We start from the raw sequence: 14,986 nt of genomic DNA, 5'->3' as shown, positions 1-14,986 counted from the left end.
ACACTAGGCCACCCGCGCTGGCAGTGGGCTGACGGGAACATTACAAGTTTGTAAGGTTGCGGCCCAAAACGCTCACTCACGCTATAAAGCGCTACGCCTGACTGGGTTAAACGAGCACGCCATGAAATTACTGATCATCGAAGATCAACCCAAAACCGGCCACTACCTACGCCAAGGCCTCGCTGAAGCAGGCTTTAACGTTGAATGGGTGGCAGACGGCGCGAGCGGTCAACACATGGCGCTGAGCGGTGACTACGCGCTGTTGATTCTCGACGTTATGCTTGCTGGCCGTGATGGCTGGCAGATTCTGCAAGCGGTGCGCAACGCCGGACTGGAAACACCCGTGTTATTCCTGACGGCTCGCGATGCCGTGGAAGATCGCGTTCGCGGCCTGGAGCTCGGCGCAGACGACTACCTGGTCAAACCGTTCGCCTTCTCAGAACTGCTGGCGCGGGTGCGCAGTTTGTTGCGCCGCGGCAACAGCAGCCCTCAGGAAACCCACTTGCAACTGGCCGACCTGCGCCTGGACCTGCTGCGCCGCCGCGTCGAACGCAACGGTCAACGCATCGACCTGACCGCCAAAGAATTTGCCCTGCTGGAATTGCTACTACGCCGCCAGGGTGAGGTGCTGCCCAAATCGCTGATTGCCTCGCAGATCTGGGACATGAACTTCGACAGCGACACCAACGTCATTGAAGTTGCCATCCGGCGCCTGCGCCTGAAAGTCGATGATGACTACGCCAACAAACTGATCCATACCGTGCGCGGCATGGGTTATGTGCTCGAAGCTCGAACGCTGTGATTTCCAATCGCCTGTCGTTGGCCAATCGCTTGGCGTTGTTGTTCGCCGCCTGCACTGCCGTGGTTTCACTGACAGCCGGCGTGCTCTTCAACCGGGCCAGTGAGGCGCACTTTCTGGAACTCGATCAACAGTTGTTGGAGAGCAAGTTGCCGACTTTACGTACCGTGCTTCATGACGTGGACAATGCCCGTCGACTCGACGAGCGCAAACCGGCGCTGCAAACAGAACTCGCTCATCAACCGGACCTCGCCCTGAAAATTCGCGGCTTTGACGGCGCGGTGTGGTTCGACAGCCTGCCCCAGGCGTCAGCCGACATGCCGATGCACAACGGTCTTCATACCTTGAATACTGCCGAAACAGCCTACCGCGCCTATACCGTCGCCCTACATCCTGACACCCCGAATTCACCGCAACTGACGCTGCTTCTAAACATCACTCATCATCAGCACTTCCTACAGCGAATGCAGCACTTGATCTGGCTGACAGTCGGGCTGTCTGCGCTGGCGACGGCATTGCTCGGTGCATGGGCTGCTCGCAGCGGCTTGCAGCCCTTGCGGCAGATGAGCGAAATCGCAGCCAGCGTGTCTGCAAGCTCGCTCACAACGCGATTGCCTCAAGGCGACATGCCCCGCGAACTCGCAGACCTGACCCAGGCGTTCAACGCCATGCTCGGGCGTCTTGACGATGCCTTTCAGCGTTTGTCAGCCTTTTCGGCGGATATCGCCCATGAACTACGCACACCGCTGTCGAATCTGCTGACTCACACCCAGGTCACGCTGACCCGCCCGCGTGAGATTGAGGACTACCGCGAAGCGCTGCTGGGCAATCTGGAAGAACTGCAATGGATGGCGCAGATGGTCAACGACATGCTGTATCTGGCCAAGGCCGAGCATGGTTTGCTCACACCGAATCGGGAACATTTACGCCTGGAAGACGAGGCGGATGCGTTGCTGGAGTTTTTTCTGCCACTGGCCGAGGACACCCATGTGAGCTTGTCGCGGGAAGGACAAGCGACGATCAAAGGCGATCGCCACATGCTACGCCGGGCTTTGTCGAATCTGCTGGACAACGCGTTACGCTTCACGCCAGCCCACGGACAGGTGTGGGTGCGTATTGAAAAGATCAACAACAGCGTGCGTATCAACATCGAGAACAACGGCCCGACCATCCCGGCTGAGTTATTGCCGCGCCTGTTCGACCGATTTTATCGGGCGGACCCTGCGCGGCACGAAGGCAGCACCGAACACGCCGGTTTGGGATTGGCGATTACCCAGTCGATCATTCGCGCCCATGGCGGGACGATTCGCTGTGAGTCAGCAGACGGCCTGACGCGGTTTGTGGTTGAGTTGCCGGCCTGACAAAACAGACGCGATAAGAAATCGCTTACAGCGAGATCGGCTTACGCCCGGCAAAAGAATGCGCCAATGTACCGCCATCGACTAATTCCAGCTCGCCGCCCAATGGCACGCCATGGGCGATGCGTGAGGTGATCAAACCCTTCTTGCTCAGCAACTGAGCAATGTAGTGCGCGGTGGCTTCACCCTCGACAGTGGGGTTGGTCGCAAGGATTATTTCGGTAAAGGTGCCCTGCTCTTCTATCCGGGCCAACAGCAGTGGAATACCAATGGCCTCAGGCCCCAGACCATCGAGCGGAGACAAGTGCCCCTTGAGCACGAAATAACGCCCGCGGTACCCCGTCTGCTCAACGGCGTACACGTCCATGGGGCCTTCGACTACGCACAACAACGAATCGTCGCGGCGCGGATCGGCACACTGCGGACAAAGATCATCTTCGGTCAACGTACGGCACTGACGGCAATGACCGACACCTTGCATGGCTTGACTCAACGCTTGAGCCAGACGCGTACCACCGCTGCGGTCGCGCTCAAGCAGTTGCAACGCCATGCGCTGTGCGGTTTTTTGACCGACGCCAGGCAAAGTGCGCAAAGCGTCGATCAACTGGCGAATCAGGGGGCTGAAGCTCATGGGGCCAAGCTCATTAAAGAAAGCTCCGACAAGAAAACGAGACGCGGTTTATACCCGCGCCCCCGGCCAGCGTCAATTCAGGCTCATGACACCTTGACCACCAGCTTGCCGAAATTTTTGCCTTCAAGCATGCCAATGAAAGCGTCAGGCGCGTGCTCCAGGCCTTCTACCACGTCTTCGCGGAACTTGACCTTACCGTCTCTGACCAGCGGGACCATGGCCTGCATGAATTCGTCGAGACGCTGCTCGTACTCTTCATAGACGATGAAGCCCTGAATCCGCGCACGTTTGGTCAGTAAGGTCCGCATCAGCAGCGGCAAGTAATTAGTGCCCTCTGGCAGACGCTCGGCGTTGTATTGCGCGATCAGACCACACAAGGGTATCCGCGCCCGCTGATTGAGCAGCGGCAAAACAGCTTCAAACACTTTGCCGCCTACCAGTTCAAAATAAATGTCGATCCCGCTGGGACAGGCTTCGGCCAGTTGCTCGGCAAAGTACTCACTCTTGTGATCGATGCAAGCATCAAAACCCAACTCATCCACCACGTATCGGCATTTGTCGACACCACCGGCGATACCAACCACCCGCAGGCCATGCAACTTGGCGACCTGCCCCACGACCGAGCCCACCGCCCCTGAAGCGGCTGCAACAACCAGGGTTTCACCGGCCTTGGGTTGGCCAATGTGCATCAGCCCCATATAGCCCGTGATGCCGGGCATACCGAGCACGCCCACGGCCATCGACGGGCTGGGCAAATCCTTGGGTATCGCGGTCAGGTTTTTACCATCGGAAACACTGTGGGTTTGCCAGCCAGTTTGGCCGACCACCAGATCGCCTTCCTTGAAATCCGGATGACGCGATTGCTCGACGACACTGACCGCGCCGCCCTCCATGACGCCATTGATTTCGACTGGCGGTGCGTAGGACGGCGCATCACTCATGCGACCGCGCATGTAGGGATCAAGTGAAAGATAGAGCGTGCGCAATTGGACCTGCCCGTCCTGCAACTCGGGCAAGGCCTCTCGTTCAAGACGGAAGTTTTCCGGCGTGGGTGCCCCCTGTGGACGAGATGCAAGCACGATGCGTTGGTTGAAAATCAATTCTTGAGACATCGAAACGACTCCTTGATGCGGATGAATGGCTATGAAGAGCAGACCGTGGTGGCCCAGAGGCGTTCGGTTGGGTGGGCCTTTGAATATGGCACGTGTCCTCTCGCGAATGAAAGGATGCCGTTGATGGTCGGGAACGTACGCTATCGCAGCGTTCGTAAACCCGTCAGCTTTCATCAGACAAAAGATAGGTTATTTAACAGGCGATAAATAACCTGTTGGAACGAGGCCGGGCGGCGTTCCAACAACAGCCAGCGCGACAGCGCGGCTGCCTGGACTTCGGGCGATCTACCACAGACATGTGGGGGTCAAAAAAAATGCCAGGCACTGGGCCTGGCATTCGGGTCACGCTGGAGCTTGTAAATCAGAACGGTAGCTTCATGCCTGGTGGCAGTTGCATGCCAGCCGTCATGCTCGCGGTTTTTTCCTGGCTGGCCACCTCGATCTTGCGCACCGCATCGTTGACTGCGGCAGCGATCAGGTCCTCAAGGATTTCCTTGTCTTCCTGCATCAGGCTGTCGTCCAGAGTGACGCGCTTCACGTCGTGACGACCTGTCATGACGATGCTGACCAGACCTGCACCTGATTGGCCGGTCACTTCGGCATTGGCCAATTCTTCCTGCATTTTGGCCATTTTTTCCTGCATTTGCTGCGCCTGCTTCATCAGGCCAGCCATGCCACCTTTCATCATGAGAGTTCTCCTCAAAAGTCGATCGGGTCATTGGCGAGACGCTAATCAGCTTAGCGCCTCGCGGTCATTAATGAGTCTGTGCAGCCGGGGCATCCACGGGAGCAATCGTATCCTCTCGAATCACCGCGCCAAACTGTTGCAGCATTTGCTGGATGAACGGATCACCGTGAATCGAAGCCTCGGCCTGACGCTGCCGGTCAGCCCTGCGCCGCGCTCCCGCCTGCGCAGGGGTTTCCTGTTCGGGCTTGATCAACTCGATACTCAGGTTGAGAGTGCGCTCATGGAACTGGTTTAGCGCATCGTTCAGGCGGCGTTGCTGCGTCGGATTGAACAATGCGCTGTGGGCCGGGTCCAGGTGCAACAGCCAGCGGTCGCCATCAACCGAAATCAGCGTGCAATTGGCAGCGATACTGGCGGTCATCCCGGACACTGGCAATTTCGGAAACAGCTCCAGCCACTCCAGCGCCAGGCCCGTTGCCGGCATCGCGGCTGGCAGTAACTCGGGTTCAGCTTCGACGGCTTCGACCGTTTCATGGGCAAGATCATCGAGATACGCATAAGACGCAGGATCAATGTCAACGTCCGGTTCGTAATAGTCATCGTCCGGCGGTGGCTCGTCGTCACGGTCCATCGGCGCTGGCACATAAGCCACCGCGTCCGGTACGGCCTCAAGCATCGAAGACGTGACCACCTCAGCGGTGACCTGCACCTGTTGCGCGGGCTCCTCTTCTGGAGCATCCGGCACCGGGCTGGCAGGTGCCGGTGTCGGCATGGGCGTCAACTCAGGTTGTTCGGCGACGGTATCGAGCATCGGCTCAGGGATGTCTTCAGCGGCCGGCTGCGCCTCGGGCTCCGGCTCAGACATGGGTGCGCTGATCGCCTGGGCGACTTTTGGCTCATGCCATGGCAGGTCGACTTCTTCCACCGGCGCCGGTAGAGGCGCTGCAACCGGCACGGACACGGGTTGTGTAACGGGCGCCGGTGCAACTGACGTCACACCGACCACCGCTTTTTGGGAATCAACCGTGGCCGGGCTGATCCCCACTGACTTTAGCGGCTGTCTCGGCGCATCCTCGTTGTCGGCCGGGCGGAACGCCAGCATCCGCAACAGCACCATTTCAAAACCGCCCCGCGGATCAGGCGCCAACGGTAGGTCGCGACGTCCGATCAGACCCATCTGGTAATAGAACTGCACATCTTCAGCCGGCAACGCCTGAGCCAGTGCCAAAACGCGATCGCGATCACCGTGGCCGTTATCGACACCCTCCGGCAGCGCCTGAGCAATCGCTACCCGGTGCAACACGTTCAGAATTTCCGACAGCACGCCATTCCAGTCCGGCCCCTGCTCGGCCAGATGGCGAACAGCTTCCAGCAAACTGCGCGCGTCACCATCGATCAACGCGGTCAGCACGTCGAATACCTGACCGTGATCCAGCGTACCGAGCATGGCGCGCACATCGGCGGCCATGACTTTGCCTTCGCCAAACGCGATGGCCTGATCGGTCAGGCTCATGGCGTCGCGCATGGAGCCATCTGCCGCACGCCCCAGCAACCACAAGGCGTCGTCTTCAAACGGCACGTTTTCAACGCCCAGTACGTGGGTCAAATGTTCGACCACACGCTCAGGCGTCATGTTTTTCAGGGAGAACTGCAGGCAGCGCGACAGGATGGTCGCGGGAAGTTTCTGTGGATCGGTGGTCGCCAGGATGAACTTGACGTAGGGCGGTGGCTCTTCCAGCGTCTTGAGCAAGGCGTTGAACGAATGACTGGACAGCATGTGTACTTCGTCGATCAGGTAGACCTTGAAGCGTCCACGACTGGGCGCGTATTGCACGTTGTCCAGCAGCTCGCGGGTGTCCTCGACCTTGGTCCGGCTCGCGGCGTCGATCTCGATCAGGTCGACAAAGCGCCCCTCATCGATCTCGCGGCACACCGAGCACTCACCGCAAGGCGTCGATGTGATGCCGGTTTCACAGTTCAGGCACTTGGCAATGATCCGCGCAATGGTGGTCTTGCCGACGCCGCGCGTCCCTGTAAATAAATAGGCATGGTGCAAGCGTTGAGTGTCCAGCGCGTTGATCAAGGCCTTGAGCACATGGGTCTGGCCGACCATTTCGCGGAACGAGCGCGGACGCCATTTACGTGCAAGAACCTGATAACTCATCGAAAACCGTCGCGACTGGGAAGCGGAAGACCGCCAATGCTAGCCGAGCAGGCGCAAAATTGCATCTGGCGCGTCGCTTCTGCCTTTAATATGGCTACGCTCATCCTGCTGTCAAAACGTTACACTGCCCCACCGCACTGCGTTGCTCACTTCGAGGGTCCTGGATGCGTCGCTTGGTAATGAGCGCTTTTGTACTGATGAACGCCCCTGTCTGGGCCGCCGGGCCGCCGCTGCGGTTCTCGGTGGCAGACAGTTGGTCGATGCCCCTGATGCAGGTAGGCCGCGATGGACCGACATCAGGCATCCTGTTCGATATCATGGAAAGCCTGTCACGCCAACTCGGCCAGGCACCGGAATACCGCGTCTATCCGCGTATGCGCGTACAAGCCGCGCTCGAGCATGGTGAGGTCGACGTGCGCTGCTATGCGGCGCAATCCTGGCTACCGGATATGTCGGGCGATTACACCTGGAGCTTGCCGCTGCTTAATCAACGCAACGTCTTGATCAGCATGGCCTACAACTCGGCTCCCGTGCAGATGAGCGACATTCTCGGCGATCACATCGGCACGGTGCTGGGCTATGCCTATCCGGCGCTGGAGCAGTTGTTCGCAAATCGTGACCTGATACGCGAAGACGCCAGGTTGCAGGAACAAGTCCTGCAAAAGCTTGCCGCCCATCGATATCGGTATGCCGTGGACACGCAATGGTCCCTTGATTGGTATAACCGTGGCCGCCGCGACGAGGACAAGCTGGTGGCGGTCTTGACCATTGACGAACAACCCGTCGGATGTGTGGTGCGCAACGATCCCGACGTCCCGGCACAGCGCATCATGCGCACGCTGTTGAGAATGAAAATGTCCGGCGAGATAGAGCGCATCGTCGAACGCTACAACACTGAATCCGGCAATCCCACTGACCTCTACTGACCCTTCCCCTCGACTGACTGACGCAGGTCCGCTGAAACAGGGGCACACGGCCAGGATGTAGCAATACCGTCACACTGCGTCGCTAGGCTCCGTCGACATAACTCGCAACAACTTCGGCCCAGCGAGGAGGTAGAGCCATGAGCGAAAAACCAGAAGATCCGTCGACGCCGCCCGCCAGCCACACACCTGCAGACACCAGCCGACGCCGCTTTCTCGGCGGCGTTGCAGTATTGGGTGCCGGAGCAACACTGAGCAACTACGTGATGGCCAGCGAGTCCGGCGCTGGCAACAACACCGCGCAAGAAACGCCGTTGTCCGGCCCGGCGCTAGACAAGGCACTGCAAGACAACGTCAAAACCATCGTGGTCATTTACGCCGAGAACCGCAGTTTCAATAACCTGTTCGGCAATTTTCCAGGCATTGAAAAACCAATGTCTGCGTTAAAGCCCGCGGACTTTCAGCAGCGCGACCGCGACGGCAAGCTGCTGGAAAACCTGCCACCCACCTGGGGCGGCGTACTGCAAGTGGGTCCACAAACAGTGGATGGCGTAACGTATGCCACCGGCGTGCAATTTCAAGAAAACCTGCCCAATGCGCCGTACCCGCTCAAAGGACCAAACGGTGAAGAACTGCCATTGGGTCTGGTCACACGCGACCTGTGGCACGTGTTCTACCAAAATCAAATGCAGATCAATGGCGGCAAGAATGACGGTTTCGTTGCCTGGGCCGACGCCGGCGGCTTGACCATGGGCCATTATAGTCAGTCGCAATATTCCCTGCGCCTGTGGGACGTCGCCAAGGAGTTCGTGCTTTGCGACAATTTTTTCCAGGGCGCTTTCGGGGGTTCGTTCCTCAATCACCACTATCTGGTGTCGGCGACGGCGCCGTTTTACCCGGACGCCGCCAACTCCCCCGCGAAATCGCAGATCGCGGCGCTTCAAAGCGATGACGCCCACGATTACCGACTCAAGCCACTTGAAAAATCCCCAGCCAGTGCCATGACCGGGCCGCCGCAATTCGGCCCCAGCGCGCTGACTCCGGACGGTTATGGTGTAAACACGCTGGCCCCGCCTTACTGGCCCACCTGGTTGCGCGATCCGGAAAGACCGGACTATTCCAAACCGGATCTGGCCAACGTGCTGGTGCCGCAGAGCCACGAACACATCGGCGACAAACTGTCGAAAAAGAACGTCGACTGGGCATGGTACGCAGGTGCCTGGCAAGCGACGCTGGATCAGTTCAAGGATTCCAGCGGCATTCCGAAGATCCCGAACTTTCAGTACCACCACCAGCCTTTCAACTATTTCAAGCAACAAGGGCCACAGAATCCTGAAGAGCGCAACAAGCGCCTGCGCGACGGTGGCCTGGGCGATGAGCCCGGCACCAACAGATTCTTCGCCGATGCGCAAGCGGGCACGCTGCCTGCGGTCACATTCTATAAACCACAAGGCAACCTGAACATGCATGCCGGTTATGCGGACATTGCCTCAGGTGATCGCCACATTGACCGCGCCCTCAAAGTGCTGCGCGAAAGCCCGCAGTGGAAGAACATGGTCGTTGTCGTCACGGTCGACGAAAACGGCGGCTGGTGGGACCACGTTGCACCACCCAAAGGCGACCGCTGGGGCCCCGGCACTCGCGTTCCGGCGCTGATCGTTTCACCCTTCGCGCGCAAAGGTACTGTCGACCATACGATCTATGACACCGCCTCGATCCTGCGTCTGATCACCCGGGTGCATGGCCTGGAGAGGCTCAATGGCCTGAGCGAACGGGATAACGCAATGATCGCTCGTGGTCAGCCGCCAATGGGCGACTTGACCAACGCGCTGCGGTTTACAGGGTAATCGTGAGAGCGTTTGTAACACTCCAGAGTTGACCGAATCCGAGATTTTCTATTCAGTGCAAGGCTCACTCTATTGCAAGGAAGCAAGACATAAGCAGCATAAAAACCAACACAATACCCGCCCCAATTCCACACCGTGCCGGCACCGATTTCATCGTGGTGCATTGCTCGGCGACCAATGCCCGCCGCGATGTCGGCGTAGCCGAAATCACCCAGTGGCATCAGCAAAGGGGCTTCACAACGGTGGGCTATCACTATGTCATTCGACGCGACGGCTCGGTCGAAAGCGGCCGAGCCGAGTCGCAAACAGGCGCCCATGTAAAAGGCTACAACGCCCGCTCGATTGGCGTGTGCCTGGTCGGCGGTGTCGATGCCAAAGGAGCACCGGAAAACAACTTCACCGATGGGCAGTTTTCCGCGCTGCTGGATGTGCTCACTAAACTGAGCCGCAGCTACCCCGATGCACGGATTCTTGGTCACCGAGATTTGTCTCCAGACCTGAACAACGACGGTCACATCTCGGCGAATGAATTCATCAAGGCGTGCCCTTGTTTCGATGTAGGCCCGTGGTGGATCAAAGCGCAGGCTCGTTCACAATCAACCCCTGCAGACCGGTAGTTCCGACAACCAGCCCCGCCTGAGACAGCAGCGCCGTTACCTGTCTGCGATAGGCGGGACTGGTGATTGAAAAAGTGCGTCACGCCCACTATCAAGCGCCATCGGTGTCAATCCCCGACTGCGCATGAATTCGACGCGGGACAAACAACGCGCTCTTTTGGCAGCCGAAGCGTCAACCCACCGAGCAAGACAGCAACGATGCCAATGGCGCAATAAACGCCCACAAAACTTCCGTAAAGGCTTGCCAACAGTGCGCCGCAATAATTGCCAATCATCCCGCCAACGCCTTGCATGATGTTCGCTACGCCAAACACAGTGACGGCCAGCGCTGCGCTGTTTGCCATCTTCGACACATAAGCCGGGATCAGGCCAAATATCGGATAGAACGCTATTGCGAACAAGATGCCCGCCACCAGGGGCCAATAACCCACCGGATGCACAACGAAAATCAGCGCCGCCAGCGCCACGTTGAGATAGACCAATAGCATCGCCGCGCGCAGACCGATCCGATCCGAAAGCCAGCCCACCGCAAGCCCGGCGAACATACCCACGAAACCAATCACCGCCCAAATGTGCGCGGTACTCTCTACGGCAAAACCCAGTTCGGTACGCAAGTAGGAGGACAAGTAGTTCTGAAACGGGAAGGTTGAAAAGCCGATCAGGAAATTCATCGACCAGATGGTCAATACCCAAGGCCTCATCAATAGGCTTTTGCCCATCGTCAGCGTTGCATCTACGCAAGGGTCAGGATCACGCCCGGACGAAAGCGCCAAGGGTGGGGCTTTGACAAACAGGCCGGCCCGCTTGAACACACAGAAGACTGCGACAGCGATCATCACCGTCAACACACCCACGATCCACCAGACGGTACGCCATTGGCCTTGCGGCGCATAAACAGGCACCAACAAGCTGTTGATGAACACGCCATAACTGGTGCCGCTGGAGACCAGGCCCATAGCCATCCCGCGATATCGGTAGGCCACAGCCCTGGACAACACGTCGACCATGGGCACGAAGACCGTAGCGGCAGTGCCAGCCAGCACCGTCAACAAGGCGCCGATGACCAGCACGTTATGCGACAGCGGGATCAGTAACAACGCGCCACCGCAGACTACGCCTGATCCAAAAATCACCCAGCCGCCGCCCAACTTCGGCGTTAGCCAGGCGGCAAGCAGCGCGCTGACCAAAAAACCGAACTGCCCCGCTGCCGTCATCGCGCCAACATAGGAAATATCGAAGCCCAGGCTGGCGCGCATGTCTGGCACCAACTGAGCGAACAGGTAAATACCGAAACCATAAGTAGCCGCCACCAGAGCAGTGAGCAGCACTACGATCAAAGCGTTCATGCGCATGCTCATCTCCTGATGACGTCCCTATCGACCAGAAATGCCACTGTATTTTCGACGCAGCCCAAGTGGAGGATTTTTTGTTCACCCCCCTTAATCAACGCAACCAGATTTCACTCACCGAATGATCCGCCGCCTTGCGCACCACCAGATTCGCCCGCTCACGCGTGGGCAAGATATTCTCCAGCAGATTGGGGCGATTGATGTCACGCCAGATCTTGCGCGCCGCATCCGGAGACTTGGCCGGATCGAGGTCGGCCAGCTCGCGAAAATAAGCGCCGCGCGCCCGAAACGCCGTGCGTTGCAGCATCAGGAAACGCTCGACATACCACTGCTCGATGTTGAGCTCGTCGGCATCGAGATAGATCGAGAAATCAAAGTAGTCAGAGACGATACTGCCAGGCTTCTGGCTGCTGTCGCCTTGGGTCTGCAAAACATTCAAGCCCTCGAAAATCAGGATATCCGGCTGGCTGACCGCCTGAAACTTGTCGGGGACGATGTCGTAGCTGACGTGAGAATAGACCGGTGCGCTGATTTGCGCCGCACCGGTCTTAAGGTCGGACAAGAACTTGACCATACGCTTGCGATCATAGCTCTCCGGAAACCCTTTACGGTGCATGATGCCTTCGGCGTCGAGCCTGGCGTTGGGGTACAGAAAGCCATCAGTGGTCACCAGGTCGACCCGCGGATGATCCGGCCAACGTGCCATCAGCGCCTGCAAAACCCGCGCAAACGTACTTTTACCCACCGCAACACTGCCTGCAACGGCGATGACAAAGGTCTGTTTGTGCGTCGGACGCCCGAGAAACGTGTCTTTGATGCCAGAGAGGTTATGCGCGGCACTGACGTGCAGATTGATCAGTCGGGACAAGGGAAGATAGATATTGGAGACGTCTTCCAGAGAAATATCTTCGTTTACGCCTCGCAATGCCGACAGGTCTTCTTCGGACAAAGTCAGTGGCGTGTTGGCGCGCAGCCCCGCCCATTCCTTGCTGGTCATTACGAGATAGTCATGAGGCGCCATCTATAGCTTTCCGTCCAAGTGTCCGTATCGACAATGGTGCGAAGACTATCGCATCGGCCAAAACAGCGGCAGATTTATTTGATTTCCCCAGGGTCTGTTCTCATTTGGTTGTGGCCGCAACCAGACGGGAGCAGACCCTAGGCCGAATCGGCATGGGTACGGCTCAAGCGACGCGATACTCGATTGTCAGGTGGGAGATCTCATGAACGACCCGCAGGCGCGCACGAATGGCATCGGCAGAAACCTCCACCTTTGCCAGCACACTGATGATTGCAGCGCGCGCGTCCGGTCCCACCCGCCAGACGTGCAGGTCGGTGATGGTTACGTCGCCGCTACGCTCGAGCACTTCGCGGATTTCCTCTGCAACGTGCTCATCGGTGACATCGAGCAATACGTTGGCACTTTGCTGCAACAGGCCAACCGACCATTTGGCAATGACCAGCGCCCCGACAATGCCCATCGCCGAATCCAGCCAGATCCAGCCCAGGTAACGCCCGGCCAGTAACGCCGCAATGGCCAGCACCGAGGTCAACGCGTCCGCCAGCACATGCACGTAAGCGGAGCGCAGATTGTTGTCGCCGCCATGAGAATGCGCATGAGGGTGATCGTGACTGTGGACATGGCTGTGTCCGCCCGAGAGCATCAGGGCACTGACGATATTCACCAGCAGTCCGACCACCGCGATCACCGTCGCCTCACCAAACGCCACCGCAGTCGGCGCAAAGAGACGAATCATAGATTCAACGCCAATACCCAGCGCTACCAGCATCAAAATCAGGGCGGAGGCGAAACCCGCCAGATCGCCCACTTTGCCCGTACCGAAGCTGAAGCGGCCGTTGTGGGCGTTGCGCCGAGCAAACGCATATGCAGCAGCGGCAATGCTCAGCGCGCCAGCATGAGTCGCCATATGGAATCCATCTGCCAACAACGCCATGGAGCCAGTCCAGTAACCTGCGGCAATTTCCGCCACCATCATTACAAACGTGAGGGCAACTACCCACAATGTTCGTCCGGCATTCTCATCGTGAGAAGCGCTCAGGAACACGTGATCATGAGTCTGTTTTTCTGCACTGAACATGTCTGCCCCCCTTATTTCGAATAACGCCGAATCGCTTCAAGCAGTTCTTCCAATCCTTGAGCGCGCTCGCTGTCGCTCAAGCCAGGATGCGCTACGTGTTCACGGGCATGCGCTTCGATGATTTGATCAAGCAAGCCGTTAATCGCCCCCCGTGTAGCAGCCACCAGGTGCAATGTCCTGGCGCAATCTGCATCGGTGTCCAGGCAGCGCTCTATCGCCTGCACTTGGCCAGCAATGCGGCGCACACGTTTAAGCAGGTCATCTTTCTCAGCCAACACATGCGACATACAATACCCCCCTTCCCTATACAGAGGGTGATAATGATGTCTTTAGCCAACGACCACAAGGCTCAATTTGACGACTTTGTCGCTGGCCGGGTCCTGATAGAACTCTAGATGGCTGCGTAGTGGCGGGGTATCAGGCAGCCCTCGCATCGCGGCCTTTGGCAGCTCCCACATTGGATGGTTGCCAGCCAAAAAATCGCCCTCGCACTTTTTTGATTACTGCGCACCAAACATCGCAGTCCAGTAAATCCCAGCATCGCTCTTTGGGTCGACGGCGTACGCGGCACCCAGCTCTCGGAACTGTGGGTTCATCAGGTTGGCGCAATGTCCAGGGCTGGCCAGCCAACCGTCTACCACCTTGCGTGGGGTGTCTTGCCCGGCTGCGATGTTCTCGCCCACTTGTTGGCCAAGGTAGCCAGCCAGTTCCGCCCGGTCGCCGGGCATGCGGCCATCGCGGTCACGGTGATCAAAGAAGTTATTGTTGGCCATGGCGCGGCTGTGGTCTTGGGCGGCCGTCGCCAACGTAGCATTCCAGGCCAGCGGTGTCGTGGCCGAGAAGGATTGGGCGCCACAGGTGTGGGGCTGGGCGCGGGCGGTATTGACCATTTCAAGGAGCTTTTGCCCCTCTGCTTGCCCATCGCCAAGGCGCGCCGTCAACAATGGACGTGCCAGCACAATGCGCCACTCACGCCCTTCTCGACTCACGCCGATATCAATGAACTGCGGATTGAGCACCACCTGACAGAAACTTTCCTGAATGGCTGTCATCGCCGATTGCGCATCGCGCGGGCCAGACAAACTGATTGCCTGCACGCTGACCATCGGATAAGACGCACGCGCCAATGCTTGCTGCAGGTCGCCGCTACCGGTTGCGGGCAGATTCAGCCTAGGGTCCGCCGTCAAGGGCGGTAACTCCAGGGATGCCTGCCCCGCGCAACGCTGGGCCTGGCTGCGATAGACATTGATCGCTGCCGCCAACTGTGTTTCCTCACTGGCGAAGGCTGTGGCCGTGAACGCCAGCACCAACGACAACGCAACGATGCGAGCTACAAACGATACGACGCGCATGAAAGTCTCCTTTAGGTTGTGCCCAGCAGGATAAAGGATGGACAAAG

The 14,986-nt window shown here is 58.4% G+C and carries 14 protein-coding genes; 5 read left to right on the top strand and 9 right to left on the bottom strand.

Going from position 1 to position 14,986, the window contains the following annotated elements; translation table 11 throughout:
• The first annotated feature begins 121 nt into the window (after positions 1–121).
• Positions 122–802, top strand: a complete 681-nt coding sequence (locus tag VGC62_RS07135) for a heavy metal response regulator transcription factor (protein ID WP_331186369.1) — start codon at positions 122–124, stop codon at positions 800–802.
• Positions 802–2,160: a heavy metal sensor histidine kinase gene (locus VGC62_RS07130; protein WP_331186407.1), complete on the top strand. Its 1,359-nt coding sequence runs from the start codon at positions 802–804 to the stop codon at positions 2,158–2,160. Before VGC62_RS07135 ends, VGC62_RS07130 begins: the two co-directional genes overlap by 1 nt.
• A 25-nt stretch (positions 2,161–2,185) precedes the next feature.
• Here the strand turns inward: VGC62_RS07130 and recR are convergent, their stop codons facing one another.
• From recR to dnaX, 4 genes are all read right to left on the bottom strand, one after another.
• Positions 2,186–2,788: a recombination mediator RecR gene (gene recR / locus VGC62_RS07125; RefSeq protein ID WP_331186368.1), complete on the bottom strand. Its 603-nt coding sequence runs from the start codon at positions 2,786–2,788 to the stop codon at positions 2,186–2,188.
• 83 nt (positions 2,789–2,871) lie between these two features.
• Positions 2,872–3,900 carry an NADP-dependent oxidoreductase gene (locus tag VGC62_RS07120; protein ID WP_331186367.1) on the bottom strand — a complete coding sequence of 343 codons (1,029 nt, stop codon included), beginning with the start codon at positions 3,898–3,900 and terminating at the stop codon, positions 2,872–2,874.
• A 361-nt stretch (positions 3,901–4,261) separates the two neighbouring features.
• Positions 4,262–4,588, bottom strand: a complete 327-nt coding sequence (locus VGC62_RS07115) for a YbaB/EbfC family nucleoid-associated protein (RefSeq protein ID WP_331186366.1) — start codon at positions 4,586–4,588, stop codon at positions 4,262–4,264.
• A gap of 67 nt (positions 4,589–4,655) precedes the next feature.
• Entirely contained in the window at positions 4,656–6,752 is a 2,097-nt protein-coding gene (gene dnaX / locus VGC62_RS07110; RefSeq protein ID WP_331186365.1) for a DNA polymerase III subunit gamma/tau, read from the bottom strand.
• A 164-nt stretch (positions 6,753–6,916) separates the two neighbouring features.
• Here dnaX and VGC62_RS07105 point away from each other — a divergent pair, with 164 nt between their 5' ends.
• The 3 genes from VGC62_RS07105 (at position 6,917) to VGC62_RS07095 (ending at position 10,139) form a co-directional block, all read left to right on the top strand.
• Entirely contained in the window at positions 6,917–7,678 is a 762-nt protein-coding gene (locus VGC62_RS07105) for a substrate-binding periplasmic protein (RefSeq protein WP_331186364.1), read from the top strand.
• Between the two features lie 137 nt (positions 7,679–7,815).
• Positions 7,816–9,522 (top strand): acid phosphatase, encoded by a 1,707-nt coding sequence (locus tag VGC62_RS07100; protein WP_331186363.1) that lies wholly within the window; start codon positions 7,816–7,818, stop codon positions 9,520–9,522.
• A 155-nt stretch (positions 9,523–9,677) separates the two neighbouring features.
• Complete coding sequence (locus VGC62_RS07095) at positions 9,678–10,139, top strand: N-acetylmuramoyl-L-alanine amidase (protein WP_331186362.1); 462 nt, start codon at positions 9,678–9,680, stop codon at positions 10,137–10,139.
• Positions 10,140–10,246: 107 nt separating this feature from the next.
• Here VGC62_RS07095 and VGC62_RS07090 read toward each other — a convergent pair whose 3' ends face one another.
• The 5 genes from VGC62_RS07090 to VGC62_RS07070 form a co-directional block, all read right to left on the bottom strand.
• Positions 10,247–11,491: an MFS transporter gene (locus tag VGC62_RS07090; protein WP_331186361.1), complete on the bottom strand. Its 1,245-nt coding sequence runs from the start codon at positions 11,489–11,491 to the stop codon at positions 10,247–10,249.
• A 91-nt stretch (positions 11,492–11,582) separates the two neighbouring features.
• Positions 11,583–12,509, bottom strand: a complete 927-nt coding sequence (gene coaA / locus VGC62_RS07085) for a type I pantothenate kinase (RefSeq protein ID WP_331186360.1) — start codon at positions 12,507–12,509, stop codon at positions 11,583–11,585.
• Positions 12,510–12,672: 163 nt separating this feature from the next.
• Positions 12,673–13,587 (bottom strand): CDF family Co(II)/Ni(II) efflux transporter DmeF, encoded by a 915-nt coding sequence (gene dmeF, locus VGC62_RS07080; protein WP_331186359.1) that lies wholly within the window; start codon positions 13,585–13,587, stop codon positions 12,673–12,675.
• 11 nt (positions 13,588–13,598) lie between these two features.
• Positions 13,599–13,874 carry a metal/formaldehyde-sensitive transcriptional repressor gene (locus VGC62_RS07075; RefSeq protein ID WP_331186358.1) on the bottom strand — a complete coding sequence of 92 codons (276 nt, stop codon included), beginning with the start codon at positions 13,872–13,874 and terminating at the stop codon, positions 13,599–13,601.
• Between the two features lie 213 nt (positions 13,875–14,087).
• Positions 14,088–14,939, bottom strand: a complete 852-nt coding sequence (locus tag VGC62_RS07070) for a CAP domain-containing protein (RefSeq protein WP_331186357.1) — start codon at positions 14,937–14,939, stop codon at positions 14,088–14,090.
• Positions 14,940–14,986: the final 47 nt, after the last annotated feature.

The sequence above is a fragment of the Pseudomonas sp. genome (genome assembly GCF_036404235.1).
Lineage (GTDB): Bacteria > Pseudomonadota > Gammaproteobacteria > Pseudomonadales > Pseudomonadaceae > Aquipseudomonas.
This window is presented reverse-complemented; position numbering and strand designations above follow the sequence as displayed.

Bases quoted from the DNA above. Each gene is read 5' to 3' on its own strand.
- VGC62_RS07135 (WP_331186369.1), top strand. From the start codon at position 122: ATGAAATTACTGATCATCGAAGATCAACCCAAAACCGGCCACTACCTA.
- recR (WP_331186368.1), bottom strand. From the start codon at position 2,788: ATGAGCTTCAGCCCCCTGATTCGCCAGTTGATCGACGCTTTGCGCACT.
- VGC62_RS07120 (WP_331186367.1), bottom strand. From the start codon at position 3,900: ATGTCTCAAGAATTGATTTTCAACCAACGCATCGTGCTTGCATCTCGT.
- VGC62_RS07115 (WP_331186366.1), bottom strand. From the start codon at position 4,588: ATGATGAAAGGTGGCATGGCTGGCCTGATGAAGCAGGCGCAGCAAATG.
- dnaX (WP_331186365.1), bottom strand. From the start codon at position 6,752: ATGAGTTATCAGGTTCTTGCACGTAAATGGCGTCCGCGCTCGTTCCGC.
- VGC62_RS07105 (WP_331186364.1), top strand. From the start codon at position 6,917: ATGCGTCGCTTGGTAATGAGCGCTTTTGTACTGATGAACGCCCCTGTC.
- VGC62_RS07100 (WP_331186363.1), top strand. From the start codon at position 7,816: ATGAGCGAAAAACCAGAAGATCCGTCGACGCCGCCCGCCAGCCACACA.
- VGC62_RS07090 (WP_331186361.1), bottom strand. From the start codon at position 11,491: ATGCGCATGAACGCTTTGATCGTAGTGCTGCTCACTGCTCTGGTGGCG.
- coaA (WP_331186360.1), bottom strand. From the start codon at position 12,509: ATGGCGCCTCATGACTATCTCGTAATGACCAGCAAGGAATGGGCGGGG.
- dmeF (WP_331186359.1), bottom strand. From the start codon at position 13,587: ATGTTCAGTGCAGAAAAACAGACTCATGATCACGTGTTCCTGAGCGCT.
- VGC62_RS07075 (WP_331186358.1), bottom strand. From the start codon at position 13,874: ATGTCGCATGTGTTGGCTGAGAAAGATGACCTGCTTAAACGTGTGCGC.
- VGC62_RS07070 (WP_331186357.1), bottom strand. From the start codon at position 14,939: ATGCGCGTCGTATCGTTTGTAGCTCGCATCGTTGCGTTGTCGTTGGTG.